The sequence below is a fragment of the Bradyrhizobium australafricanum genome (genome assembly GCF_020329495.1).
In the GTDB taxonomy this organism is placed as follows: domain Bacteria; phylum Pseudomonadota; class Alphaproteobacteria; order Rhizobiales; family Xanthobacteraceae; genus Bradyrhizobium; species Bradyrhizobium australafricanum.
Genome location: NZ_JAGKJL010000083.1, coordinates 1 through 26,592, shown reverse-complemented (window position 1 = coordinate 26,592; position 26,592 = coordinate 1). Strand labels below are relative to the sequence as shown.

At 61.2% G+C, this 26,592-nt stretch carries 23 protein-coding genes; 1 reads left to right on the top strand and 22 read right to left on the bottom strand.

Translation table 11 applies throughout. The features are described from left to right. Positions 1 to 425 precede the first annotated feature (425 nt). The 15 genes from J6525_RS41040 to J6525_RS40970 all read right to left on the bottom strand — a co-directional run bounded on the left by J6525_RS41040 (position 426) and on the right by J6525_RS40970 (position 14,124). The gene (locus J6525_RS41040; protein ID WP_225648938.1) at positions 426 to 893 is read right to left on the bottom strand and encodes a tetratricopeptide repeat protein; all 468 of its coding nucleotides are present in this window, start codon (positions 891 to 893) and stop codon (positions 426 to 428) included. 612 nt (positions 894 to 1,505) lie between these two features. Then, a complete protein-coding gene (locus J6525_RS41035) occupies positions 1,506 to 3,077 on the bottom strand; it encodes a type II and III secretion system protein family protein (RefSeq protein ID WP_092090362.1) in 1,572 nt (523 codons plus the stop codon). Positions 3,078 to 3,471: 394 nt separating this feature from the next. Then, the gene (locus J6525_RS41030; protein ID WP_225648937.1) at positions 3,472 to 3,882 is read right to left on the bottom strand and encodes a TadE/TadG family type IV pilus assembly protein; all 411 of its coding nucleotides are present in this window, start codon (positions 3,880 to 3,882) and stop codon (positions 3,472 to 3,474) included. Next, entirely contained in the window at positions 3,882 to 5,201 is a 1,320-nt protein-coding gene (locus tag J6525_RS41025; RefSeq protein ID WP_176937274.1) for a pilus assembly protein TadG-related protein, read from the bottom strand. Before J6525_RS41025 ends, J6525_RS41030 begins: the two co-directional genes overlap by 1 nt. 8 nt (positions 5,202 to 5,209) lie before the next feature. Further along, entirely contained in the window at positions 5,210 to 5,683 is a 474-nt protein-coding gene (locus tag J6525_RS41020; RefSeq protein ID WP_225648936.1) for a hypothetical protein, read from the bottom strand. 6 nt (positions 5,684 to 5,689) lie between these two features. Then, a complete protein-coding gene (locus J6525_RS41015) occupies positions 5,690 to 6,325 on the bottom strand; it encodes a methyltransferase family protein (RefSeq protein WP_092090358.1) in 636 nt (211 codons plus the stop codon). 18 nt (positions 6,326 to 6,343) lie between these two features. Then, positions 6,344 to 7,249, bottom strand: coding sequence for a type II secretion system F family protein (locus J6525_RS41010; RefSeq protein WP_092090357.1), 906 nt, complete (start codon positions 7,247 to 7,249; stop codon positions 6,344 to 6,346). Beyond that, the gene (locus J6525_RS41005; protein WP_225648935.1) at positions 7,246 to 8,172 is read right to left on the bottom strand and encodes a type II secretion system F family protein; all 927 of its coding nucleotides are present in this window, start codon (positions 8,170 to 8,172) and stop codon (positions 7,246 to 7,248) included. The genes J6525_RS41010 and J6525_RS41005 overlap by 4 nt, the downstream gene beginning before the upstream one ends. Continuing rightward, positions 8,172 to 9,617, bottom strand: a complete 1,446-nt coding sequence (locus tag J6525_RS41000; protein WP_057017081.1) for a TadA family conjugal transfer-associated ATPase — start codon at positions 9,615 to 9,617, stop codon at positions 8,172 to 8,174. The genes J6525_RS41005 and J6525_RS41000 overlap by 1 nt, the downstream gene beginning before the upstream one ends. Next, a complete protein-coding gene (locus J6525_RS40995; protein WP_225648934.1) occupies positions 9,614 to 10,645 on the bottom strand; it encodes a CpaE/TadZ family protein in 1,032 nt (343 codons plus the stop codon). The genes J6525_RS41000 and J6525_RS40995 overlap by 4 nt, the downstream gene beginning before the upstream one ends. A gap of 170 nt (positions 10,646 to 10,815) precedes the next feature. Next, positions 10,816 to 11,781, bottom strand: a complete 966-nt coding sequence (gene cpaB, locus J6525_RS40990) for a Flp pilus assembly protein CpaB (RefSeq protein WP_168856862.1) — start codon at positions 11,779 to 11,781, stop codon at positions 10,816 to 10,818. 1 nt (position 11,782) lies between these two features. Then, a complete protein-coding gene (locus J6525_RS40985; RefSeq protein ID WP_092090353.1) occupies positions 11,783 to 12,289 on the bottom strand; it encodes an A24 family peptidase in 507 nt (168 codons plus the stop codon). Positions 12,290 to 12,361: 72 nt separating this feature from the next. Continuing rightward, on the bottom strand, positions 12,362 to 12,577 hold the full coding sequence (locus J6525_RS40980) for a Flp family type IVb pilin (RefSeq protein ID WP_057017077.1): 216 nt from the start codon (positions 12,575 to 12,577) through the stop codon (positions 12,362 to 12,364). Between the two features lie 91 nt (positions 12,578 to 12,668). Continuing rightward, positions 12,669 to 12,884: a Flp family type IVb pilin gene (locus J6525_RS40975; protein ID WP_028334082.1), complete on the bottom strand. Its 216-nt coding sequence runs from the start codon at positions 12,882 to 12,884 to the stop codon at positions 12,669 to 12,671. Between the two features lie 898 nt (positions 12,885 to 13,782). Then, positions 13,783 to 14,124 (bottom strand): beta-barrel domain-containing protein, encoded by a 342-nt coding sequence (locus J6525_RS40970; RefSeq protein ID WP_225648933.1) that lies wholly within the window; start codon positions 14,122 to 14,124, stop codon positions 13,783 to 13,785. A gap of 443 nt (positions 14,125 to 14,567) precedes the next feature. On the opposite strand from J6525_RS40970, the gene J6525_RS40965 reads away from it, so the two are divergent. After that, a complete protein-coding gene (locus tag J6525_RS40965; protein ID WP_225648932.1) occupies positions 14,568 to 15,032 on the top strand; it encodes a pilus assembly protein TadG-related protein in 465 nt (154 codons plus the stop codon). Between the two features lie 357 nt (positions 15,033 to 15,389). Here the strand turns inward: J6525_RS40965 and J6525_RS40960 are convergent, their stop codons facing one another. The 7 genes from J6525_RS40960 to tnpA form a co-directional block, all read right to left on the bottom strand. After that, positions 15,390 to 16,760, bottom strand: a complete 1,371-nt coding sequence (locus J6525_RS40960; RefSeq protein ID WP_225648931.1) for an HlyD family type I secretion periplasmic adaptor subunit — start codon at positions 16,758 to 16,760, stop codon at positions 15,390 to 15,392. Positions 16,761 to 16,768: 8 nt separating this feature from the next. Further along, complete coding sequence (locus tag J6525_RS40955; protein ID WP_225648930.1) at positions 16,769 to 18,502, bottom strand: type I secretion system permease/ATPase; 1,734 nt, start codon at positions 18,500 to 18,502, stop codon at positions 16,769 to 16,771. A gap of 190 nt (positions 18,503 to 18,692) precedes the next feature. After that, the gene (locus J6525_RS40950) at positions 18,693 to 22,895 is read right to left on the bottom strand and encodes a beta strand repeat-containing protein (protein ID WP_225648929.1); all 4,203 of its coding nucleotides are present in this window, start codon (positions 22,893 to 22,895) and stop codon (positions 18,693 to 18,695) included. Between the two features lie 902 nt (positions 22,896 to 23,797). Beyond that, complete coding sequence (locus J6525_RS40945) at positions 23,798 to 24,049, bottom strand: hypothetical protein (RefSeq protein ID WP_028343985.1); 252 nt, start codon at positions 24,047 to 24,049, stop codon at positions 23,798 to 23,800. Beyond that, complete coding sequence (tnpC, locus tag J6525_RS40940; protein ID WP_225648928.1) at positions 24,046 to 25,695, bottom strand: IS66 family transposase; 1,650 nt, start codon at positions 25,693 to 25,695, stop codon at positions 24,046 to 24,048. The genes J6525_RS40945 and tnpC overlap by 4 nt, the downstream gene beginning before the upstream one ends. A gap of 70 nt (positions 25,696 to 25,765) precedes the next feature. Further along, on the bottom strand, positions 25,766 to 26,113 hold the full coding sequence (tnpB, locus tag J6525_RS40935) for an IS66 family insertion sequence element accessory protein TnpB (RefSeq protein ID WP_018272609.1): 348 nt from the start codon (positions 26,111 to 26,113) through the stop codon (positions 25,766 to 25,768). Beyond that, the gene (gene tnpA, locus J6525_RS47730; protein ID WP_038381190.1) at positions 26,110 to 26,505 is read right to left on the bottom strand and encodes an IS66-like element accessory protein TnpA; all 396 of its coding nucleotides are present in this window, start codon (positions 26,503 to 26,505) and stop codon (positions 26,110 to 26,112) included. The genes tnpB and tnpA overlap by 4 nt, the downstream gene beginning before the upstream one ends. Positions 26,506 to 26,592: the final 87 nt, after the last annotated feature.

Below are 26,592 nucleotides of genomic sequence, written 5' to 3'. Positions count from 1 at the left end.
CTCGGCGACAGACTTACCTTGAGCAGAACCCGAAGAGACTCTCATTGAATCAAGCTGGTGCGACCCGGGTGACGCTAGGCGTTCGCCGGACACCTAATCTCACGGGGTCATCGTTCTCTCGAACCGGCATATGGCGCTCCGTGGGCGGACGGCGTACTAGTCTAGCGTGCACGATGTCTCGCCGCATTGGCAAATTTCAGACTCCCCCGATGAGGACGGAGGCCGACGTCTGGACCGCATCTGCGTGGTGGCGTTTGCCTAGACGTGAAAGATTTAGGCGACTTGCCGACGCAGGGATGGTGCGCCTCGCCCCCGGCTCGTGGCGTCGCCCGGACCGATGACCATACTAATGTTCTCGGCGCCGCACTCGAGGCGAAGCTCCGGCGCTGATTACTGAAATCGGGCTTCCCGGTCGGCAAGAGCATCTATGGCTGATTGTTCGGCGGCCGCTCGATGAAGCGCCGGCTGCCGTTGAGAAGCTCGAGGTTGTTGGCGATCACGGGGTTGCCCGGATCGAGCGAATACGCCTTCTCGAACTTCCGCCGCGCGCCGTTCAGATTGCCGCGCAGCATGAGGGAGTAGCCCTGATCGTTGAGGATCTGGACGGTCTCGCCGCCAAGCCGGATCGCCTGGGCATAGGCCTGATCGGCAAGATCGAAGCGGCGCAACTTGTCGTAGCTCGCCGCGAGCCCGACCCAGGCCGTCACGTCCTTCGGCGCCTTCTCGACCGCATCCTTGAAATAGCGCTGCGAGATTCCGTAATTGCCACGGTTGTAGTGCTCGAGCCCCATCCGCACCGGTTCGTCGGAGGGATAGTATTTGACGTCGGTCGGCTCCTGCACGGGGTCGGGACCGGCTGGAGCGCCGGGCGCGACGACAGCGGCGTCACGCACAGTATATTCTTGCACCGTATCGCAAGCCGCGAGGGCTGTGGCCACTGAGGCGCAAGCTAGCCAAACAAAAAGGCGCCGCATAACCGTTATCCCTGCCCCATAATTATACGCTCCAATATTGCTTCCACACTAGCAGAACGGGGTTGGAGACGTATTAGCGGTAGAAAAATAGCTATCTCAAACTCGTTACCGTTGGGTCGCGGCGCCTACGCCGGCCAAGCCAGCTCCAGTTCCAAAGTAGATGCTACTACCATTATTTGCATCCACCGCTGCTCCGATTGCACCCGCCGCTCCCATTGGGGGGTGCCCCAACCCCGGAGCATCCCCTCCGAACGCCGGCAACGGATCGCGCGGTTGGTTACCGAGACGATAACGCTTAATAGAGCCGTCGGTCTTCGCGGCCTGAGAGACGATCCGCCGATCGCCGACGTAGCTCGGCCAGGGATGGATCGTATGGGTCACGGCATTGACCTGCTTCGCGTCCCCGGCACTTAAGGTGATGGTATCCGAACGCTGGAAATAACGATCCATTTCGTCATTGCCGGCCAAGCCATTGCAAGCCCCGAGCGTGAAAACTGCGAGTAACGCCGTGCATGTCATATCGGTCGTCCTTCAGTTGAGCGTCTTGACTACGGGCTGGTCGGTTACAACCGCAGGTGGCGCAGAGACCCGGACATCGGGGGCGATGATGTGCCCGTAGGGACCTTTGATGTCACCGCCGGAATTGACGTAGTCATTGTAGCGCTTTTTCACTTCCATCTGGCCGTTGAGGAAGAAGTCGACATCGTTTGCAGGCAGGCGGGAGTCCAGCGGCGACGCCAATTGCTGTCCAGGTGCCGCTGGCGCGACCAAACGCGGCGTCACGATGACCACCAGATCCGTCTCTTTCTGCTGATAAGACGCGCTTCGGAACAACGCACCAAGGACCGGCACCGAGCCGATCCAGGGCAATTGCTGGACATCCTGTGCGTTGCGGGTCTGGAGCAGGCCGGCAATTGCAAAGCTCTGACCGTCGCGCAATTCAACCGTGGTCCGAGCGTTGCGGCTGCTTAATGCTGGAATTGTGGTCCCCTGGATTGTCACCGCATTGGTGAAATCGAGCTCGCTGACCGACGGCTCAACCCGAAGGTTGATTACGCCGCGCGAGAGAACGGTGGGGACGAAGCCCAACTCGACGCCGAACTTCTTGAATTCGATGGTGACGGTGGGAAAGCCGTTCGTACTGGTGGAAGCTACCGGCACCGGAAATTCGCCACCCGCCAGGAAGCGCGCCGAATCGCCCGACAACGCCATCAGGTTGGGCTCAGCCAGGCTGCGCACCAGCCCTTTTGTCTCCAGCGCCTGCAGCAACAGATCGACCGAAGTGCCACTACTCGTTCTCAACACATTCGTTAAGAGGTTACCGAACGGGACCGCGCCACCGATCAGCCCTGACGCGGTGGATAGAACAGGAACGCCTTGAGGGGTCTGTGAGGCTACCGGTCTGCCAGCGGTGCCCGTATTTCCAACCTGCGTGAGGTTGCTATTGCCGGCATAGAGGTTCATGCCCAGTTCGCGGCCGGCGGACCTCGCGACCTCGAGGAAGCGCACTTCCAGCATGACTTGCTGCGGCGCAGCCACGTTCATGGCGTTGACGACGACGCCGCCCTTCGGGACGGTGCCGGTGGCAATGGCCATGGCTTTCTCGGCGGCGACCGCATCGGCGGCCATTCCGCTCAGCACCACCTGCCCTTCGGAGGCGGACACGCGAATGCCGCGGGTGCCGGTGCTGGACTGGATGCTCTGCTGCAGAGTGCCGATGTCGATCGTGACCTCGACATCGAGGATGCCGATTTGCTTCATCGAGCTGTCGAACAGGATGACGTTGGTGGTGCCGGTCCTCTTGCCTTGGACGTAGATCAGGTGATCGCTCAGCGACTTCACGTCGACGATATCGGGCGAGCCCGCGATGATCGACGAGAACGCGGTATCGACCCTGAAGGTGCGCGACTTGTTGATCGTGACCTTGACGCGCTGGACGTCGCTCATCTCGCTGACGAACACGCCGCTGGACGACGGCGCCCGCCGCTCCGCGGCGGCAGCAGGGTCGGTGAAATGAAACAGGGCTATCGCAGTGCCAAACGCCAGCGCGCTCAGGGCGACCAGCCCAAGTCCCGCATCAACCGAAACGCGACTTCCCATCATGCCAATCCCCTTCGCCGCGTCTCCGCGACGATCCCCGTAAATCTACGACCTCGGCGTCCCGATCACTCCCGTTCGTCCACCACGCCGTAGAGCTTACAGTCTGTCCGACTACAAATAGTTACTCGCGAAAATTCCCATTTCCCCGCGCACCGAGTACTCACCCGGGTCGCAAGGCCGCTAACGGCGGCTGGTAGATCATCCCCCGCTACGCGCCTCGATTGCAAGGAGAGAGGTCCGCCCGGCTGCGGCAACGCGGGAGAAAACTCCCCGTTGTTGCCAGCGCGCACCACTTCCATAGCCCGCCCGGGCTATTCCCGGCCGCCCAACGGGCCGAGCCGCTCCGCCGGCCGCCCAAGCCGGCGCCGCCGATCAGCCTCGCCGAATCGGGTTCTGCTCAGAAGGGAATCGTGGTCGACACGCTCGGCGCGTTGAGGGACGTGCCCCAGATCGGCATGATCATGGCAAAGCCCGACAGGGATGCTGTCACCGTCAGCGCCGAGGCGCCTGCCGTCGTGGTCACCGTCGGCGTGAGACTGGCGCCATACAGGAAGGGAGCAACGGCCTGCTTCTGCGCAAGCGTCAGATAGTCACCGGTGCAGGTGGATGGTGAATTGGACGCCAGCACGGCGGGCGAGTAGCAGCTGATCATGTTCGCCCGGGCGCCGGCATCCGCAAGCAGGCGCAGCGACTGCATCGTGATCGCGTAGCGTCCGAAATCAAACACGGCGAAGATCAGGGTGAACAAGGGCACGGCGATGAGGCAGAACTCGAGAGCCGCGACCCCGCGCTGGTCGAGCCTTTTCATCACTGCACCAGGCGCACGGTTTGAACGTTGGGCCTTGCTGCCCCATCCGACGAACACTTACTGTTGTCCAGGCTCGTATTGCCCTGGAAACTCACCGCGTAGGCTATGACCTGATAGCAACCGGTGCCGGGGGCACTCGACGAGCTGTTGCCTCCGTATGTAACTGGTGCATTCGGGATATAGACCGTGCCATTGAAATAGCTGGTCGAAGTGCCACTGATATTGACGCCTTGCTTCGAATACGCCTCACCGTCATAGATCAGCAGATCCGTCATCAGGGCCTTGACCGATGCTGACAATACGGACGGTCCAGTAGGCGACTTCATTGCCGTGAGCTGGATCGTCGGGGTCCCTGTAATGGTGAGCGTCGCTCCCGCGAAAAATATCAGGGTAGCCGTACCGGTTATGGTCGGATTCATATTGATCTTGACGTTCCCCGAAAAATAGTAGGTGCCGTTTAATGCGCCGCTGAACGTCGGATTATTGGAGCTATTGTAACAGCTGCATGTCTCATATGGCTGGGGTACTGCGTTGTTGTTATTGTTCGCGAAATCTGACGTCTTCAACGCGGACAGCGCCGTGTTGACTGCACTTAGCGGATCAGGGATCGGTTGCTGATAGGTTTGCACGCCGGTGCATTGACTTCCGCCCGTCTGGGAGCAGCCGCCGACCGTGTAGCTCGGCGCATTCACCGAGATGCCGGAATTGCCGATGAAGCCGATCGCGTTCGATGCGCTGCTGTCCGACGAGATACCGCAGTTTGCTGACGATACCGTAGCGCTGCCCTGGAAAGTAACGGGGTCCTTCAACGCCAACACGCATGGAGGTTTCGCCAAGCTGTCGAGCTTGGCGACCGCCGTCGCGGCGATCGTGACCGTCGACAAGCCAAGCACCTGCGCGAGATATCCCGGCTGCTGCTGGCTGATGGTGGCCTGAACGTACGTCCCCGCCACGCCGTTCCACGACGTCAGCGAGGCGACCTGAACGGTCCGCGTGACGCCGCTGGTCGCCACACATCTGGAGCCGGGATAGGCGGTGTCGCCGGAATTGCAGAACGCATTCTGAGCTGCCACCTGCTTGCCGCGGTAATCATATGTCTGGGTGTTGTTGCAGGTCGTTCCCGGCTGCGGGGCGCTGTCGCACGCGAGCCGCAAGGCGCCGGCGTAGGCCGCCGCATCGGCCGCACCCTGGGCGCGTTGCTGGGTGACGTACCACGACCCGGCTTCACCGCCGAGCGCCATCATTCCGATCAACGGGATCAGCGCAATCACCGTTGCGAACGCGGCCGAGCCGCGGCGGCAATGAAGCATGTTGCGCATGGAACACCTCATTGAAACCGTTCCGAATAGGTCAGCGTGAACGAACAAGGATTGCTATTGGTGCTGGTGCAAATCGCCGACCTCAACACCATTGGCGTCAGCGTGATCGTCGTTGAATACACGTAGTACTTCGGCTGGGACGGATCAGAATTGGTCGAATCGCAGACCGCATTGCTCTCGCCGCAGATCAGCTGGATGCTGGGTATGGGGTAGCGAGAATCGGCCTTGGCGAGCGCGGCCGCCGCCCAGCTGGAGGCGTTCGTGACGTCGCCCGGCGGGGAGTACTGGATGGATTGTCCAAACCCGCGCAGCGCAGCTAGCGCCTGGATGTATTGAAAGCCCGCCAGCGCCAGGTCGGCAAGCGGCAGCAGAATAACCAGGAACAGGAAAGCGAAAACGAACAGCATCTCGAACGCGACGGCGCCGCGTCGATCCGCGATCAGGGAACGTTTGCTGCTCACACGGCTCTTCCAGCTCTGCATGGCCGCTCACCAGACATAGGGAATCAATCTCCAGCGCGACGCCTCGTAGCTGGAATATTCAGGAAGCGTGCGCCGAAGCACGTCCTCCTCGTAGTGAATTCGCCAGACCTGGATGCAGATGTGCAGAATCAGCAGGCCTACGGTCATCCAGCTCAGATGTTGCAGCACGACACCAAGGAACACGATCTCTTCCGACAGATAGAGCGGATGCTTGATCCACCGGTACGGCCCGGTTTGCACCACCGAACGCGCCTGCGGCACCAGGCTGAACGACCGTCCGAGATGGCGGACGGTCACGAGGATCATGATCATGCCGGTCAGCACGCAAACCGCGGACAGCAAATTCGGCAATGCGCCCTCGGTCTTCTCGAAAAACGTGATCGTCCACGGCCAGTAGGTGCCGACGAACGCCGCAATCCTCGGCAGCAGGCCTTCGGCCTGCGCCTTTGCGGGGCCGCGGATCAGGATCAGCAGCGCCAGCATCAGGTAAAACACCGCGACAAGAAAATTCGAGACGAGCGACGGCCATGGCTGCCCCGTCTTCGCAAGATTGGTTGTCACGGCAAGTCCCAACAGCAGGAACCATGCGCTGCCCAGGAATCGGGTCGCCCGATCGTAGGCCAGGTTCGTCGAAAGACTCATTGCAGCTGCGCTCATGGCTCAATTGCCGAGGTTGGAGAATGTACGGATCAAATGAAGGAACGGGCTTCCGCCCAGAATGACGAACATCGCCGGAAGCAGGAACAGCACCATCGGAACGGTCAGCTTGGCGCCCAGTTTGTGCGCCCGCTCCTCGAGCTTGGTGATGCGTTCGCGGCGCAGGTCGACTGCGATGCTGCGCAGCGCCTGACTGAGCGGCGTGCCATATTGCAGGCTCTGGCTGACCATGGTGCCGAAGCGACGGAGGCCCTCCGACGTGGACGCAAGCTTCTCGAAGGCGTCGGCACGGTTCGGCAGGATCCGGAGATCATCGAGAAGACCGCGCAGCACGTGGGTGATAGCGGGATTGGTCTCCCGCATCTCCTCCGCCACACGCTCAATCGCGCTCTCCAGGCCCATGCCGGCTTCGCTGCAAACCACAAGAAGATCGATGGTGTCCGGCGTACCGAGCCGGATCGCGGCATCGAAACGTCGCTTCACGACCAGCAAGATCAGGCGCGGAATCATGATTCCAAACGCCAGGCCAAGCAGCGTGAAGATCATCACGTCGCTGAACGGCCGTCCAAGAATCTGCGAAATAGAGAAAGCCGCGATCGGCAGCACATATGTGCTGACCGTCTTGAAGCCGATCCAGATCGGCAGGGTTCGATAGTGATTGAACCCTGCCGACTGAAGAACCATCCTCAGCTGGTCGAGATTTTCCTGGGCGTAGTAGCGCCTGTAGCGCATGCCGACCGATGAAAGCCAGCCGATCAGATCCTTCGAATTCGATCGATCGGAGATGCCCAGCACGGCATTCGAGACACGCGTGTCCAGGGTGCGCAGATGTATCTCGCGAATGAGCAGCAGGAAGGTCGCGGCCGCGAGCGCGACGGCAAGCGTGGCAAAACCGAGAACAGCCGTCATAGGGTGGTTTCCCTTCTGACCATCCAACGGATCACGAAATGCCCGATCAGGACCGAGCTCGCCGCATAAGCGAGCAGCACGTTTCCTTGCGGATCGAACAACAGCAGGTCGACCGACTGCGGATTGATCAGGTAAAGCAGCCCGCCGATAACGACCGGCGCACAGGTGAGCGCACGCGATGAAAAGATGACCTCTCCCGCCAGGGCCTTCGCACGCGCCGCCAGCGCAACCCGCTGACTCACGGTCTCGCCCAACGTCTGCAGTGTTTCCGCCAGGCTGCCGCCGGTCTTCAATTGCACCGCGAGGGTTACCGCAAACATCGCATACTCCGACACCTGCGTTCGCTGATAGATCTCCTCGACGGCCTCCTCGGGTGACCTGCCCAGGTTCAATTCATGACAGACGATGGCAAATTGCCCGGATGTCGGTTGCGGCATCTCGCGGGCGATGGTGCGAAAAGCTTCGTGCACGGGCAATCCGGACCGGACAGTACTCGTCACCAGCTGGACCGCATCGGGAAGCTGCTGGAAGAGCTGGTTTGCAAAGCGATGTTGCTGCCATCCGAACAGACCGCGCACGACCATGATGGCGACGCCGACAGCCGCAATGGCTCCATAGGAGCCAGGGAACCGCAGGAATCCATTGACGTAGAGAATTCCTGCCGCTGCCATTCCCCCTGCAAGCAGCACATAGACCGGTCGTACGACGTACACCATATCAGGGCGGTAATTGGCAAAGCGCTGGAGCGCGCGCCAACGCGACGTCTTGGCCGCGCGACGGATGGACACCAAGGCTGCGGCTTCAGCCGTCGGCAGCGCAATCTCGAGCTGGCGATCCATTCGTCTCTGTCGTGCGTCGAGCCAAAGGGTGTTGGCCCCGGCACACAACAGAAGCACCAGAACGATGATCAAGGGCGTCGACATCAGATGTGCCTCATCGCTTCTGCCCAGGCCCGATCGAGCCCGTAATAGACGAGGCGGCTCTTGAACTTCGGAACCGCATTGGTGGAGCGATAGGTGCCGGATATCCGCCCCTGGACATCCTCGTCCTTGTACTCGAACAGCGCGATGTCGTTGGTGGTGATCACCTCACCCTCGAGGCCGATCACCTCGCTGATCTGCACGATGCGGCGCTGACCATCCCGCATGCGCTCGACTTGCACAATCAGATCCAGGGCGGCGACGATCTGGGAGCGGATTGCGCGCGACGGCAGATTGACCTGCCCCATCTGCACCATGTTCTCCACGCGCGTGAGCGCGTCGCGGGTACTGTTGGCGTGCACGGTGGAGATCGATCCGTCATGGCCGGTGTTCATCGCCTGCAGCATGTCGAACGCCTCGGCGCCGCGCACCTCACCGACGACGATGCGGTCCGGACGCATACGAAGTGCGTTCCACAGAAGGTCGCGCTGCGTCACCTGGCCGGTGCCCTCGAGGCTGGCCGGACGGGTCTCAAGGCTGATCACATGCGGCTGCTGAAGCTGCAGCTCCGCCGCGTCCTCAATCGTGACGATGCGCTCGCTATGGTCGATGAACTGACTCAAGGCGTTCAGCAGCGTCGTCTTGCCGGAACCGGTGCCTCCGGAGACCAGGACGTTAAGCCGGCAACGCGAGGCGATCTCCAGCAGCTGTCCGAGCGCGGCGGTCATCGAGCCATTTTCGATCATGCCGGCGATGTTCAGACGCCGGTTGGGAAATTTTCGGATCGAGATGCAGGGGCTGTGAATAGCCAGCGGCGGCAGGATGATGTTGACACGGCTGCCGTCCGGCAGCCGGCAGTCCACCATCGGGCTGGATTCATCCACCCGCCGGCCGACCTGCGAGGCGATCTTCTGTGCGACCGAGGCGATATGGTCGTTGTCGCGAAACCGGACCGCGACCCGCTCCAGCTTGCCGGCCCGCTCGACATAGACGTTGCTCGGCCCGTTGATCATGATGTCGTTGATCGTCTCGTCGAGCAGAAGCGGACGCAGCGGCCCGTAGCCGGTCATGTCGTCGGCGATCTCCTCCGCCAGGAAGAGCTGCTCGCGGCCCGACAGCTCCAGCCGCTCCTGGTTGGCGATGCCGTGGATGATTTCCTCGATCTGCCGCCGCAGGACGTCGCGGGGAACGGTCGCGGCCACCGACGGCTCGATCTGCTCGATGACCCGTTCGCGCAGGGATGCCGACATCACCGGATGGTGGGTCGCAGGTTCTTCATGCTTCGGCGCCGATGCAAACAGGCTGGATGCCGGTGACGCCACGCTCGATTCCGCCGGCGGCAAGGGTGGCGGCACCGGCCGCGCGCTTGGTGCCGCTGCCGGGGCGTCCGGCACCGCTGCGGGCATCCGCACTGGCATTTCGTCTGCGCGCCTGCCGAACTTTTTCATAGCCCGAGCCACCTCTTCCACCCGGCGCTTTTCTTGGCACCGACGCCGGTGATTTCCCGTACGATCGGGGCAAGGTGGCGCCGCAGACCGGATACGTGCTTCAGAGCCGGAACGCCGAGGTTGACCGCCTGGGTCATTCCCTTGCCGAGATCCGGGATGATCATGTCCGGCTCGGCGCCAAGCGCCTTGACGATCGTCGCCCTCGGCAGACCGCCGGCGCGGTCGGCGCGATTGAGCAGGGTAAACACCCGATCCTTGCCCGCGATGTTGGTGACGGCGTTGCGCAGCGCGTGGGCATTGCGCAGGCCGGTTACTTCGGCCTCCAACAGCACCAGCACATGACGGGACATCTGAATGACCGGATAGATCGATGCCGGGAACGGCACCGGCACATCGACAACGACGTAGTTGAACCGCTGACGGAGCAGGCCCAGCACGTGCCGCACGCCGGCTTCGGTGATGTCGAGCTTGGCATCGAGCTCCTCGTCGCCGGAAATCAGGCAGACCCGATCGTTCACCTCGATCGCGGCCCGTTCGAGAAACAGCGTGTCGGCCCGCATCGGGTTTTCAAGGGCGATGCGGAGGCCGGGTCCAGGACGAACCCCCAGCATCACCGCGGTCTCGCCGCCCTGCAGGTGCAGGTCGAGCAGCGCGACCTTGGCCTTGGTGGTTTCGGCCAGTTGCAGCGCGAGGTTGATCGCGACGCTGGTCGCGCCGGCGCCGCCCTGCGCGCCACAGATCGACACCACGTGCCCGCCGCGGTCGTTCTGGGCCGGCGCGACATCGCCGATCAGCTTGGGACGCAGCTGGTCGAGCACCATATCCCTGGTGATCGGCGTCGGCAGGTATTCAGTAAGGCCGATCTCCATCAGCTCGCGGTAGAAGATGATCTCCCTGTTGTCGCCAATCAGGGCCACCTTCACATCGGGCGGACAGACACTGGAGAGGCGTTCCAGTTCGGTGAAGGGATCATCGATCCCGCTGATGTCGGTCACCAGCGCGTACAGATCGGTGTCGGTCTCGAGCATGCGTGTCGCATGACGGATCGTGCCGCGCCGGATCACCAGATTGCTGCCGTCGAGACCCTTGCGGAGGGCCGCCGCGCTCAGCTCGTCATTGACGAAGCAGACGATGCGGTTGCGCGCGACAAGAGACGTCGTCTCTTCGGGTTGTTCCACCACTGCCATGTTCGCACTCATCAACGTTTCTCCGATCCCTTGCCGACGTCACTCGCTGCCGCTGTGGTCTGACGATCGAGTTCGGACGGCACGTCGCAGCCCGCGCGGGCGTCGTCGTCAAGATCCTGTCTCCTGACCGAGTATTGCTTGACCTCGCTGCCGGTATAGATCGCGACCGTCGTGCTCTGGCCGGCAATCGCACTCTGGCGCGCCAGCTCCGGCGATACGTCGCAGCTGGACGTTACGCTTGTGTCGGCCTTGCCCCACTGCTCGGCCGCAGCGCGGATGACGAGCGACAGCGTTCCGAGCTGCTTTGCGACGGCCACCTTCTTGACCTGATCCGGCTTGAGCTCCAGTGACACGGTCTGCGCCGTCTTGCCCGGGACGGCATTGGTGATCGGACGGCCGCCTTGCGCAATCTCCTGGTCGATCGCGATCACGCGCACATTGGACAGAACGGTTTCGCTGACGGCTCGCTTCACCGGCGCGGCCTTCTCGAACACCTGGGTCAGCACCACGTCGACATTGTCGCCCGGCCTGATCAGACCGGACACACCGGTCTCCTCGTCGACCTTGATGCTGATGGCGCGGCTGTCCGGCGCCAGGACGCTGGCAAGGAAGCCGCGATCCTTCGGACGCAGGATGTCGTCCAGTGTAATCGCGCTGCCGGCTTCGACGAACTTGCGAACCAGCGAACCGGGCAACCCGGCCTTGGAGTCAGGCGTTTCAAGGATCGCCCCCGCAGGGACACGGTTCGGTGCTGTCTGGCGCACCGCGAAATCTTCGTCCCGCGCCAGCGTTCCCTTCGAAAGCGGGCGGGTCGCGACAAAGTAGCCGACCGTCGCGGCCGCAGGCGCAGGCTTCTCTTCGACTGCCTGCGCAACAACCGGATCTGCAGGTCGGTTCATGCTGTAGGCGATCATTCCAAGCGCCGTAGCCGCAAGCAGCAGCACCATGATGATCGAGACACGGAGAGCGGACGACATGTCAAATTCCTTTGCTCAAAATGGCCCAGATACCGCCGCATGCGATGGCGACCCCGTAGGGAAGCGGTGCATGTCGCAAATGACGCCAGCGCTCGACCGCGTAGACCCGGCGCATCAGCGATGATCCGGCGGGCGCCAGCCTCGGTTGGGGCAGACGGCGCATCATCAGATGCACCGCGGCCAGAACGCCGCCGGCCAGTGCAGTTGCCGTCAACAGTTCAATCACGCCGGTCAGCGGCAGACCGATCGCCAGGGCAACCAGCAACTTGACGTCGCCACCGCCGATCGCTCCGCGTTGGTAAATCACGAAGAGCGCCAGGAACAGGATTGCGGCAACGATCAGCGACTGGCCGATCTGCATCGGACTGGCCAATTGGCCGACGATCCCAAGGAACGCCAGCGCCAGACAAATTTCGTTTCGGATCAACCGTGTCGCGATATCGATCGTTGCGACATACAACAACAATGCGATTTCCAGACACAAGGTCGTGGACGCAATCCAATTCATGAAATAATCGCCTTAGAAAAATGGCGGGGGGCAAAAAATAATGCCCCCCTCCGGAGCGCCGTCCCTCTGGACTTAGGCGCTAACCGCGTTGGCAACCGCGGTGCCGATCGAAGTGAGCGAGGTGGTCAGAACACTGCCAATGCCACTCGCGGTACCCGTACCGAACGCTGCGGAAACGGCGGCGACGATACAGGCGGCGACGATCACGTACTCGAACGACACAACGCCGTCCTTGTCCGTGCGCAGACGCCTCAATATTTCTGTGACCTTGATATATGACTGCAACATAGGAGAAAGCCTCCTTAAGGCTCGCGCACATCGCAATCCGGTTGACCGCTGTTGACAGAAAGAATCTGCCAACAGCATTCAACATCCGGAGTTAAGCGGAGACTGCGGTGGCGACCTTGCTGGCGATCGTGGTGATGGAGGCGTTCAGAACCGAGCCGATGCCGCTGGCGGTACCCGTACCGAACGCAGCAGAGACGGCGGCCACGATGCAAGCGGCGACGATCACGTACTCGAACGACACAACGCCGTCCTTGTCCGAGCGCAGACGCTTGAAGGCTTCGGTGGTCTGGATGTACAGCTTCAACATAGGAAAATATCCCTTTTACGATGAAATTTACGCAATACGTTGGCGGGGGGCAAAATCCGGGTGCCAACTAGCATTTTCTTATAATGCGTCGCGAGAAAACTGTCGATTGGTAATCGTTTATTAACCCTACCGGCGTAACGGCGCACACCTTCTCCTCGGCGAGGCGCTCCGACAACGATGCACGAAACCCCTTAAATGGTAGGACTTTCGACATTTCACGACATTTCAGTTCGGCTGCTCCGTGCGAATACGGTGCCGGCGCTGCCCAGATCGGCGCGGGCGCTTGCCCAGCTCTCCGGGCCGGCTCGGCACGGCATTTTGCAGTTGCCGCCACTGGGTGACCGCCAGCGGCGACTAGCCCGCGTCGGCTGGCGCGGCCGATGCCTGCTGCGCCCTTCATCGAGGAGCTGCGAATGAAGCTTCTGGATCTGCATGTTTCGCTCGAGTAGGGACATTGTCCTTGCCCGGACTTGCCCTGCCAACGCCTTGCGCTGGGCGTTCTCCCGATCGAGCAATTCGGGAAACGGCAGCAGCGGCCGCGCGGGCTCCGTTCGCCTTGATCTCGCCGGACGCCCTCGCTCGGCCGGCGCGATCTGATCCGGGACCGCGCCGCGGCATTCCGCGCGCGCCGTTCAGGCTGACCGCTGCCGGACTCGCGGTCCGGCTCCGCCTTCTCCTCAGCGGCCTGATGCGCGGGCAGGTCACGCAAGATAGAGGTCAAATAACCAGCGCACAGCGGATGTTCTCCCCCCAGATCACGCTGCCCGTTTTGGCAATCACCGAACGTGTCATGAGTTGCAGGGTGACGCAGAGTGCAATCGTTGATCAGCTCAGGGGCCATGGTTGCCCAGCCACGCTGCTACACCGACCGGGAGCATTGAGAGGTCGTTCGTTGCGGTCACTTCTGCCGGAACGCGTGATTGAGCGACATCACGAGCGGCCCCACGATGTAGTCAAATGCGGTTCGTTGAATCGTCTGGATCATCACCGTTGCCGGCATTCCCGGATCAAGACGAATGTTGGGCATGGTCGCCAGTTCGTCCTGGTCGATCCAAACGCAGGCTGTGTAATAGGGATTGTTGGTCTTGGGATCCGTCAAGCGGTCCGCCGAGACCTGAATGACGTCGCCATGAATGATCGGGACGATCCGCTGCTTGGAGGCGGTTAGGTGAACTTCCGCGCGCGTGTTCGGATGCACGTCGCTGATATCCTCGATCACCACCTGCGCTTCGATCGTCAACGAATCCTCGTCGGGCACGATGTCGAGGATTTTTGTCACTGCGCTGGATCACGCCTCCCACCGAAAACACGCTGAGGCCAACCACGCGCCCTCGGCAACGATTGGGCTTCGTACCAGCGAGGGTGGTCCCGGACTGCGGCGTAACGCCTGGTCGCGTCGCGCCGGTCCACCGCGACGGGTCGATCGAGATCGAGTTTGCTGCCGGGGTTCGCGGGCTGTAGCGTGGTCGGCGCTTCGCGCAGACATCATCGGCCTTACATGTCCGTGGGGCCCGTTGCATGGACATTGGGAGATTTTAGCAAACAAACTTGAATTCACTCCAGTTTCTGAGTGCAACTGAAGATTCGTTGCATCCTTATTCCGGGAAAAATACGCATTCCCTTAATGGTTTTGTATAACGGGTGATGCATTGATTTGTGCTTTCCGGTCCTCGTGAATGATCAATGTGGATTGTCGTGGCCGTTTCTTCGATGTTTTTTCATATCCGCAGCCTGCGCTCGGATGATTGCGGCGCCGTCAATGTGATCATGGGTGTCCTGCTCGTTCCTCTGATCGGAGCCCTGGGTATCGGCTTTGAGGTTTCGAACTGGTCCATGAGGACGCGCGGCATGCAAAACGCGGCCGATGCGGCCGCGCTCGCGGCTGCGACCAACAACAGCTCAAACTACGATGTCGAAGCCAAGGCGGTTGCGGCGCGATACGGTAACCAGAGCCTTAAGCAAGCGCGGGGTGGGTCTAAGTTCCAGGAAAAAGCGCGACGGGCACGACCTGTATGCCAGCTAAGAGCGAGCTCGCCGGACATTGCTCTCCCGCTTTTTGGTTGCGTGGCGAAACGGACCGAGCGCTCTCCGCCGCGTTCGGCCGTTATGGCAATCGATGGTTCGCGTTCCGAGGTAGAGCAGCATTAACCAGGGATTGGCCGAAGGCGTAAGCAGAACCCGCGCTTCAGTTAGCTATCTCACCGAATCTGGCTGGCCAGCTTGCGCCAGTGATAGCCACGTTTTTCGACGTCCTCGCGGATTTTTTCGCTCACCGATCGCACGGTGCGCTTCCTTTTGCGCCAAATTCCGCCCAAGTTCGATGGGAAGTCCGCGTCGGATAACCAGCAGATCGTTCTTCCCACTCAAGTATACATCATACATGAGAGCGCCCTGTTGCGGGGAGCAACATAGACCTATGCAGGGCATCGTTGGTGGCACGGGTGCCACAGCAATTTCAAAACTATTATGTCGGCGCCAGTTAGCTTCGAGGGATGCGTCCAAGGCTCACTTCTGCCGGAACGCGTGATTGAATGACATCACCAGCGGCCCGACGATGTAGTCAAAAGCGGTTCGCTGAATCGTCGGGATCATCACCGTTGCCGGCATTCCCGGATAAAGGCGAATGTTGGGCATGGTCGCCAGCTCGTCCTGATCGATCCGAACGAAGGCCGTGTAATAGGGATTGTTGGTCTTCGGATCAGTCAAGCGGTCCGCCGAGACCTGAATGACGTCGCCATGGATGATCGGAACGATGCGCTGTTTGTAAGCGGTTAGGTGAACTTCCGCGCGCGTGTTCGGATGCACGTCGCTGATATCCTCGACCGCCACCTGCGCTTCGATTGTGAGCGAATCCTCGTCGGGCACGATGTCCAGGATCTTGTCGCCGCGCTGAATCACACCGCCCACCGAAAACACGCTGAGGCCAACCACGCGTCCGGTATAGGGCGCACGAATTTCCATCCGGCCGAGCACGGCTTTGGCGTTCGTCGCCTTCGGGATAACCTCCAGGAGCTTGGCTTGCGTATCGCGCAAATCCTTCGTGACGTCTGTCATCCGATCGTTGTCGAACTGGGCGATCTGCTGCTCCTGCTCGGCGATCGCCTGGCGAGCCTTGGCGATGTTGGCGTTTGCATCGGCGATCTGGCCTTCGAGGCCGTACGCGGTCCGCTCGAGCTGCAGGATGCGGGGACGGGCGATCAACCCGCGTTCGACGAGCGGAGCGACATCCTTGGCCTCCTTGCGCACTGAGTCGATCTGGTTGGTGAACGATTTCACCTGCGCTTCGGCGCCGACGATCTGAGACCCCAGCTGGTTGATCTTCTCGCGGACGACGCTTCTTTGCCCTTCGAGCGACGCCCGGCGGGTATCAAGCTGACTGACCTGTCCGTTCCAGACGCTCTTGAAATAGGGATCGTCAGAGCGCGCTTTCAGATCTGGAGGCATGACAAGCTGGGAGCCATGGTCAAGCTCGGTCAGCAGCCGGACTTCCGTTGCGCGCAGCACGGCATATTGCTGCGTCAGCACCTCATGCTCGGCGCGAGCCTGGGTCTCGTCCAGGACGATCAGCAGGTCGCCTGCGAGCACCCTGTCGCCTTCCCTGACGTGCAATTCCTTGACGATGCCGCCATCGAGGTGCTGAAGGCTCTTGCGGTTGCCATCGACCTTCACGACGGCGTTGGCGACCACGGCCCCGTTGAGAGGCGCGGTAACCGCCCAGGTGCCGAGACCGAAGAAAAAGATCGCGATGATCAGCCAGCCCGCCAGCGCAATGTTGCGAATGGAATCGTTTGGCGTCCCATCCTTGTTGGCAAATTCCCTACGGCGTAGAACCACGCCCGGACGCATCGATAGATCGGCAAGATCAAGCAATGACATGACGTCTCCTAGCCTGCCGCCCCTCGAACGGCCGGTACCGGCACGGGACGTGTTAGACGCGACAGGACTTCATGGCGTGCGCCAAACATCTCGACAACGCCGTCACGCAACACCAGGAGTTTATCGGCCACCCCGATCGTTGCCGGTCGATGCGAAATGATGACGACCGTCGTTCCGCGCTTCTTCAGCTCCGTGATGCACTCTGCGAGTGCGGCGTCACCTTCCGAGTCGAGGTTCGAGCTCGGCTCGTCAAGCACGACCAGGCTCGGATTGCCGTAGACCGCGCGTGCGAGACCGATGCGCTGGCGGTAGCCTCCGGACAGGATTGCCCCGCCCTCCCCGACCTGGGTGTCGTAGCCGTCGACGAGCCGCAGGATCATCTCGTGCACGTCGGCCATTCGCGCCGCCAGAATGATGTCCTTGTCGTCTCCGTCCTTGAACCGGCAGATATTGGCGGCCACTGTATCGGCAAACAGCTCGATATCCTGCGGCAAATAGCCGAGGTGCTCGCCGAGCGACGACCTGATCCAGCTCGAAACGTCCGACCCGTCGAGGCGGACGGCACCCGCGGATGGCGCCTGAACGCCAACGATATGGCGCGCCAGCGTGGATTTGCCGGCCCCCGAGGGGCCGATGATCCCCAGCACTTCGCCCGGTTCGACTTGGAAGGTGACCCCACGCAGAATGGGCCTCGATGTTCCAGGCACAGCAAAGGACAGCGCTTCTACGGAAAGACGGCCTTCAGGCCGCGGCAGCGTCAGTCCTGATTGGCGCGGCGGATTGACGGCCAACAGCTCGCGCACCCGCACGAATGCCCCGCGGGCCGAGACGAGACCGCGCCAGGATCCGACGATCTGTTCGATCGGCTGCAAGGCGCGGCCGAGCAGGATGCTGGCGGCAAACATGGCACCGGCGGTGGTCATCCGCTCGATCACCAGATAGGCGCCAAGACCGAGGATCAAGGACTGCATCGAGAGTCGCAAGAAACGAATCAGGCTCTGCATTGCCGCCGCGCGATCGCTAGCGGCAACCTGGCGCTCGAGCATGCGGTCGCGGTCGCGGTTCCAGCGCTTCAACAGACCAGCGGTCATCCCCATTGCGCGCACCACCTCAGTGTTGCGCAGGCTCATCTCGGTGAAACTGTAGTTTCGATTTGCCGCCTCGCCGGATTCGGAGAGTGGAGGCTTGACGATCCATTCATTAAGAAAGGCCATCAGCACCAGAACGATCGAAGATCCCAGTGCAAAGGCGCCCAGGAACGGGTGCAAGCAGAAGATCACTGCGACGTAGATCGGCGACCACGGCAGGTCGAAGATCGCGTGAATTCCGGACCCGGTGATGAACTGTCGGAAAGTGTCGAAATCGCGTAGCAGCTGGCTGCGCGCACCGCCGATCCTGGTCGAATGGTCAATGATGGCAGTCATCACGCGCGGCGCGATCTTCCGATCGAGGCGAATGCTGGTGCGGGTCAGAACACGAGCGCGCACGGCGTCGAGACCTGCGAGCGCCATGAACGCTAGTAATAGCGCAAGCGTCAGCATCAGCAGCGTGATCTCGCTCCCGCTCGAGATCACGCGGTCATAGACCTGCAGCATGTAGAGCGGGCCGGCCAAGTACAGCAGGTTAATGGCAAGGCTGAATATAGCCGCAGTTACAAAATAGCCTTGGCAGGCTTGCAGCGCCTCCCGGATTTCGTCCGGCCTTTTGCGAAGGGTACTCACGCGGAATCTGGCTGAAGCCATCCCTAAGAATGATGACTGACAGCCAATAGGCGACAGTCAAAAGGATCAAGTAAATCAATCATTCAATCTGTCCCACTTAGCATAGGCGGCAGCTGTACCAAAGCCGCTGCCGGCGCAAAAACGGCAGGAAGGTAAATCTACGGGGTTCAGCTCCTCTCGCGGTCCATTCCTTCCCTGGAGTTCACGCGCCTCAGGCTACGTGGTGCGGATCGTAAGTAATCATCGTGCCGTTCGTTGCGTCGGCCTTCTCGGCAAAGCCATTCGGATCGTATTGGCCGAGCAGGACGATATTGGCCGTATGCGCGCCGTCCGACACCGTCAGAGTGCCACCAGTTCCCGCCTGGTTCTCCGTGAAGCTCAACGTGGTGCCTGCGCCGAAACTGATGCCCTTGATGTCGATGTCGTCATTGCCATCGAGGCCGGTCACCGTGCCGGAGAAGTGGAACGCATCATCCAGAATCAGGTGGCCAGCGGCGGTCGCGTCGAAGGTGACACCTGCTGCCGAAGCTGCCCCGAACTCGATGGTGCCAGCCCCGCTGATCAAGGCGTTGCCGTTGCCGGTAACGTCGCCTTCTGCTGTGACCGTGCCGCCGTTGGCCCAGATCACACCGCTGTTGGCCACCGCACTGGCGAGCACCAGCCCACCCGTGCCGGTTGCCTCCAGCGTGCCAGCGTTGGCGATCACGTTGGCTCCGGTGTCGATCACAAGGGCATGGGTGCCGGTGGCATCGATAGTGCCCTCGTTGCTCAGCGTCAGGCTGCCCTGCCCGATCTGGCCGGCACCCGAGATGACGTTGTCAACGTTGTCGAGTGTGACGTTCGAGGCCGTACCGGCGATGATGTTGTGATCGTCGTCGGACAGGAGCACGTGACCGCCGCCGTTGAGCGTAATGCCAGTCTGGATGATCTGGAGAAGCGTGTCGTCGCCGGAGGCCTGCAGGTCGATCTCGCCGGTGTTGTGGATGACGCCCGACAGCGGCAGCATCGCGCCGTCGCCGATTGTCATCTGGCCGGGATTTTCGACCGTCGGCGTCACGTCGAATTCGAAGTTCGCGGCGGTGAGATCCGATGCATGAACGCCATCGAGCGTGATCGTTTGGCCATCAGCCAACGTGATCACAGCATTGCCATGCGCGTCGTCCGCGGTGTGGGCTTGAACGTCCGCGAAACTTTGCCAGCCATAGCTGATCAGGTCGATGACGTCGGAGGACACCTCGAAACTGTGCACGACGTCGTTGCCAATCGGCTGCGAAAACACAAAGGTATCGTGGCCGCTTGAACCGGTCAGATGGTCATCGCCCGACCAGGCGAAAATTGGAGATCCCGGGGCGTACGCTTCGACATTGTCGCGAACCAGAATTGTGTCAAAGCTACCATCGGGATTGGCCCAGGTGGCGGAAATGGTGATAACCGCGGCTCCGACAAATTCAAGGGGCGTCGTAACGGTGAGCGCGCCTAAGTCGACGCCCGTTACGGCAAATGAACCGTCGCTAAGCTTGGTGCCGTTTGGTACGGTCCACCCCGTTGGCAGGCTTGTGATCGTCACTGAGACAGCGGCGTCGTTTGCTTCGGGTTGTTCCAGACCGAGATTAATCGGCTGCCCCGAAATACCCGCAGGAGCTTTTTTCGAGATAGTCAAAGATCCGCCACCTGTCCCGGGATTTCCCGAAAGGTCGGTCCAATACGGATCCGTGGCAGCCGTAGTGCCACTGTTGAAAACGCTGATTGTTGTACTATTGGAGCTGCCCTTGGTGAACGTCGCTGTCCAAGTGAGCCCGCCATCCGTGGACTGAAGGTTGCTCAAACTGGTGCCGTTTGAGCTATCGGCTAGCGATATATCTCCAAGCGTAAGATTAGTCACTTTTTCGCTGAATGTAAACGTGATCGTTTCGCTGTTGCCCGCAGGCAACGAGGTGCCACCCGTAATCGATATCACCGTCGGCGGAGTTGTGTCGGTCGCATTGATAGTGATGTTCGCAGTATCAATGGCTGTCGAAAATGCCGTCGTACCGCCATTGGATGACGTGTCCACCTTAACTCCGTTCGAGCCGCTGGTCTGATCCCAAGCACGGAAGGTGATGGCATTCGTATCTGTTCCGGCAAAGCCCGCGCTTGGCTGGAAGTAGAGCCGCGTGTTGGCGTCCGCCGAGAGGAGTAGGGCCGTGGTGTTCGACACTGCTCCTACAGCCGTCCATGTTGCGCCGTTATTTGTGGAAAAGAACCAGGTGCCGTGGCTCGTATCGGTACCCGTCAGTGCGATTCCGGTCACGGCCCCTGAATCGACGTCAGTAACATTGTCCAAGCCACCACTGGGTGGATTAAGATCCACCAAGCTAGAGACCAACGTACCGACAGCTCCTGCCGGAGCACCGCTGCCTTGGTTCTCGGCCGTGAGCACTGGCGTTTTGGACGGATCGAGAACTGGGGCGTCATTGGTGCCGGTCACCGTGATCTTCAGCGTCGTGCTGTTGGACACTAGCCCGCCCGGGTCCTTGGCCGTGTAGGTGAAGGTGTCCACCGCCGTGACACCCGTGGCGAGACTGTTAGCGGTGTCGGCCACATAGCTGTACGAGCCGTTCGCATTCAGCGTCAGATGACCGTAGGTGCCCGCGATCGAGGTCGCCACCCCAACACCCTGCGTCACCGACCCCGTTCCGGCAACCACGCCTGAGACCACCAGCGTGCTGGTTGCATTGTCGACGTCGGTATCAGCCACCGATCCGCCCGTGGTGCCCTGAATCACGCCATTCGCGGCAGGCATGGTGAGGGTCGCGTCCTCATTGACTGTCCCAGTGTCGGCGTTGGCAACCGGCGCGTCGTTGGTGCCGGTGATCGTGATCGTCTCGGTCTGCGCCACCGTCGCACCTTGCGCGTCCTTCACATTGTAGGACACCACGATCGTCATGTGCTCGCCGACCGCCAGGCTGTTGAACGCCGGGTCGGTCGGATCAACCGTCAGCGTCGAGCCCGACAGGCTCACCCCGGCCGGCGCCGTCGAAGACGAGGCTCCGCCGTCGACCGCATAGCTCACATCGGCAACGCTCAGCGTCGCCGTCTCGCCATGGTCGGGATCGCTCGCCCCGCTCAGCAGGTTCAGCGGATAGGACGCAGCACCTTCCGCCGCCGTCGAGGTCAGCGCCGCCGCAACCACCGGCGCGTCGTTGGTGCCGGTGATCGTGATCGTCTCGGTCTGCGCCACCGTCGCACCCTGCGCGTCCTTCACATTGTAGGACACCACGATCGTCATGTGCTCGCCGACCGCCAGGCTGTTGAACGCCGGGTCGGTCGGATCAACCGTCAGCGTCGAGCCCGACAGGCTCACCCCGGCCGGCGCCGTCGAAGACGAGGCTCCGCCGTCGACCGCATAGCTCACATCGGCAACGCTCAGCGTCGCCGTCTCGCCGTGGTCGGGATCGCTCGCCCCGCTCAGCAGGTTCAGCGGGTAGGACGCAGCACCTTCCGCCGCCGTCGAGGTCAGCGCCGCCGCAACCACCGGCGCGTCGTTGGTGCCGGTGATCGTGATCGTGATGGGTTTGGTCGAGCTTGCGCCGTGGTTGTCCGTGACCGTCAGATTGTAGGTGACCGTCAGGGTCTCGCCCTGAGCCAGGAAATCGAAGGTCTGGTCGATTGCGCTGTAGCTGAAGCTGACCGAACCCGAGCCCGATCCCGTGCTGTCGGTCTCAGTCACTGTCAGCGAACTTGCCGTGGTTAACGCCGATACCTGAGCCGCGGTGAGCGGGCCGCCTGACCACGCAAAGTTGGGATCACTTTTGCTCACCACGTGCGTGTCGCTAAGATCAGCGTCGGTGAACGCTAGCGTCCCTGTCGTCGTGTCGTGATCGATCGTATCGCCGGTGTGGCCGGCGAGCTCGGTGATATTGTGCGGCCCGGAGGCGTCGGCGGAGAGCACCGGACCGTCGTTCACCCCCGTAAATGTCAACGTAGTCGTCGCCCAGCTCAGCGTTCCATTGCCCAGCCGAATGGCGTAGGTGAACTTGTCAACAAGAGTCTCGCCTGCCGCTTTCGCCTGAAGTTGCGCTGAGATGCTCGATGCGTCGTATCCAATTGTCCCGTCCGAATTGATCCAGATTTTAGCACCGAGCAGGCTCGTATCGGAGGTCCCTGCGTCGCCCGCAAGAGTGGTTGAATAGACTGTGTCTTTCGTCAGGAGATCGGCTGGAGCGTATTTACCGTTCGACGATGTAACGCTGACGCTAAGATCGTTGTCGACGGACCACAGCGACTTGGCGGCGCCACCAAGATCGTTGGCCATCACATTCAAGATGAGTATTCCCGACACGCTCGCTGAATAATTGTAACTATCGTCAACCGCCTGGGGCGTATTGCTGAACGACGTTGTCGTACCGCCTGAGGTGTTCTGAGTGGTGGCCATAGCTGCAATGCCTTTATGCGTTCAATATTCTGTTCGTACAATTCGCGTGTAAGTAATGGTTCAGCGATTCAATGAGAGCGATGAACGGCCTCGAATTTAGTGATGGGATTGATAGGTGACAGCGAAATAGCGCCTCGGCGACAAGGAGCGCATGTCGGACGGATCGTGTTCGGCTTCCATCGGCGCATCAGTTGCTACCGACGGGCTCGAAGCCAGCGGATCATTGGCCGGGGTGAGCGAGGTCTCGATCGAAAAATCGGCTGACCATGAAGGAGATGTAGACGCAGAATTTAAAGTTCCTTGGGAACGCGATTCGACTTCGCACCAGTTGATCATTGGTCGGACCTTCGGGATGAAACAATGCGACTCAATACACACTCCTTGAACTCTGCCGACGCAGAGCAGGCGTGATCGCACCCGAAAATCAATTCACAACAACACGCACACGATGCCCATCAGCAATATTCGTGGGGCGCACGGCCAAAAGGCCGCCCATGTGCCATTAGACGCCTACCGTGAAAAGACTCCGACCGCCATTACCCTGCCCGTTTCGCGTGCGGCCCTGCACTCCGCATGCTCGCAATTTTTCTTGTCTTTCAATATTCAGCTTCGAGAGGCTTCGGCGCCTGGTCCGCAAGACTGCGGGCGGCCAAACCTCTAAACCTAATTGAATGCAATTTGCCGCAAATTTGCGCAGCCGTCTAGAGCCGTGCGATTTGCTCTACTTTAACGATTAACGCCGTGCCGCCATGTGGTTCCCTCCTGTCGTCAACAATGCCCCGTTGATTTACGGGGTCGCCTCAAACGTCGTATCCACGCGTAGCGCCGGTTTGGGCGGCGCAGGCTCCGACGCCATCCCGACCATGCCGTACGCATCCGGCGTAGGCCGCAGGCTGGTTGGATCATTCCCGTTGCCAGCGCGTGAGCAGCTTGGGGTTTTCCTTGTAGAACCTGACGAGCTCGATCAGGTTTTCGATGCCAAAGTCGGTGAACGCCTGAACACCATCTTCGCCGACGCCATAGACCCAGATCAGGCCGTCCTCGATTTCCATTTCGATGGCAATGTCGCGCAGCCAATCTTCGTCTTCACCGAGGTCCTTTGCAACCTGGGTTATGATGGTGACGTGATGAACCTTGTTGACGTGCGTGGTCATGCCGCTCGAGCAGAGATTGCTGATCCCGGCATCCAATTCCAGGGCAGCAGCTCGTCCAGCCGATGAGCTGGGTGGGCAGCGATGCGGGCAAGGATATCCGTGAGCCATGCTTGCGGATCAACGCCGTTCATTTTGGCCGTGACGATCAAGCTATACATGGAAGCCGCGCGCCGCCCACCGCGGTCAGAGCCGCAGAACAACCAGGATTTTCGCCCAAGAGCGATGCCTCGCAAGCCTCTTTCGGCGGCATTGTTGGAGAGACAGACTCGCCCGTCCTCCAGGAAGAGAGTGAAGCTCGCCCATCGCTTCAGGATGTAGTTGAACGCCTTGGCCAGGTCGTGCCCCCGGGACAGCTTGGCGAGCTGCTCCCGCATATAGACCTGAAGGTCCTCGACCAGAGGCCGGCTCAGCGTCTGCCGAACCTGAACGCGTTCCTCGGCACTCCTGCCATTGATGGAGCGCTCGATCTCGAACAGCGCATCGATCCGCCGCACGACCTCGACCGCGATGGGCGAGAGTGGGATCTCCTTCTTGCCGGTGGCCTTGCGACGCGCATTCTCTTCGATGTCGGCCATAGCGAAGAACGGGCGCCGCGCATGGACCCAACATGCGGCCTCCCGGATCGGTCCGGGCTGGCGTCCCGCCAGATAGAGCTGGTTGTACCCATCATAGGCGTCGGCCTGCAGGATGCCGGCATACCGGGCCAGATGCGTCTGGGGATGCTCGCCCCTGCGGTCGCGGGAGTAGTAGAACATCGCCGCCGGCGGGCCGGCGCCGCCAAACGGCCGGTCGTCCCGGACGTAGATCCAGCAGCGTGCCGTATCGGTCTTGCCCTTGGCCAGCACTGGCACGGTCGTATCATCGGCATGCAGGCGCTCGGCCGCCAGGACATGGGCTTCGACCAGGCGCAGGAGGGGATCCAGCGACGCACAGACCGCCCCAACGGCATCTGCCATGGTCGACAGTGCGATCGGCACGCCTTCCAGGGCGTAGCGCTCGGCCTGGCGGTTTAGCGGCTGATGCTGGCCGAACTTCTCGAACATGATCATGGCCAACAGGCTCGGGCCGGCCCATCCCCGTGCGACGGCATGGAATGGCGCCGGGGCCTGGCTGATCTTCTCGCAGTCGCGGCAGGAGAACTTCTCCCGCACCGTCTCGATCACCTTCCACTGGCGCGGTACCACTTCCAGTGTCCGGGTCACGTCCTCGCCGAGCTTGCGCAGACGATTGCCGCCACAGCACTCGCAAGCTGTCGGCGGGTCGATCAGCACTCGTTCGCGCGGTAAATGCTCAGGGAACGTCTGGCGTTCGCCGCGCTTACGCGTAAATCCGCGCACCGTCGTCGCCTTGGCCACGGCCTGTTCCGCCGCTAGTTCGTCTTCAGTGGCGTCGGCTTCCAGCTCCTCGAACGTCAACGCCAACTGCTCGATCAGGCGCGACGAACGCTCCGACCGCTGGCCGTAGATCTGATGCTTTAGCTTGGCGATTTGCAGCTTCTGCTGGGCGATCAGCGCCTCGTCCTCCGACGCTTTCGCGCGGGCGACCGCGAGTTCAGCGGCGACCTCCAAAGCCTTCGCGCGCTCGATCGCCAGCGCCTGTTTCAGGGCCGCAACGTCATCCGGAACAGCGTCGCGCTCAGCATCCATGCGGCACAGTGAATCACAGATTGGAAGCGTTGGGACTCCCCAAAAATGCAAAATCTGCTGGATTTTGTGCTCAACCCGCGCTTCTCGGTCGCCAGCTCAGTTGTGGATTCCGCCAGTCGATCCCTTCCAGCATATAGGCCATCTGCGCCGCTGAGATCGATACCGCGCCGTCCGACGCCGAAGGCCAGATGAACTTGCCTCGGTCCAGGCGCTTGGCATAGAGCGACATGCCCAACCCATCATGCCAAAGAATCTTGACCAGATCGCCGCTGCGGCCCCGGAAGATGTAGAGATCGCCGGCATGGGGATCGCGCTTCAAGCTTTCCTGAACCGTGAGAGCCAGGCTTCGCATGCCGCGACGCATATCGGTGTGGCCGGTGGCGATCCAGACCCTGACGCCGCTCGGAATCGGGATCATCGTCGTCGCAAGAGCTCAAGAACCTGCTGCAGCGCCTCAACGTCCACGTCACGGTCAACGCGAACACGACAACCGGCCCCGAGCTCGATCTCGATGATTCCAGCCCTTGCACGCTGCGCAGGCGGTGAAGACGCCAGTTGTGGTGCGCCGCTCGAGATCGGAGCCGCTACAGGTGTGATCTCGACGGGCACAAGAGCAGGCGCAGCATCTCCGCCCAGTCGCCCCTGGCGCGCTTGTCGACGCCAGGTGAACAGCAGGCTATGAGCCACCCCGTGCCGGCGTGCTACCCCGCAGACCGTCTCGCCGGGCTGCAAGGTCTCTTCGACAAGGCGGACCTTCTCGTCGTAACTCCATCGCCGCCGACGCTCGGCGCCCAACACATTGACCTGCATTCCCGACGTGACCTTAAAGCTAGACTTAAGGTCAAATCCTCAGGCCGCCTCGCAAACTACACAAGGCGGCCTTCGCCGGAGAGATAC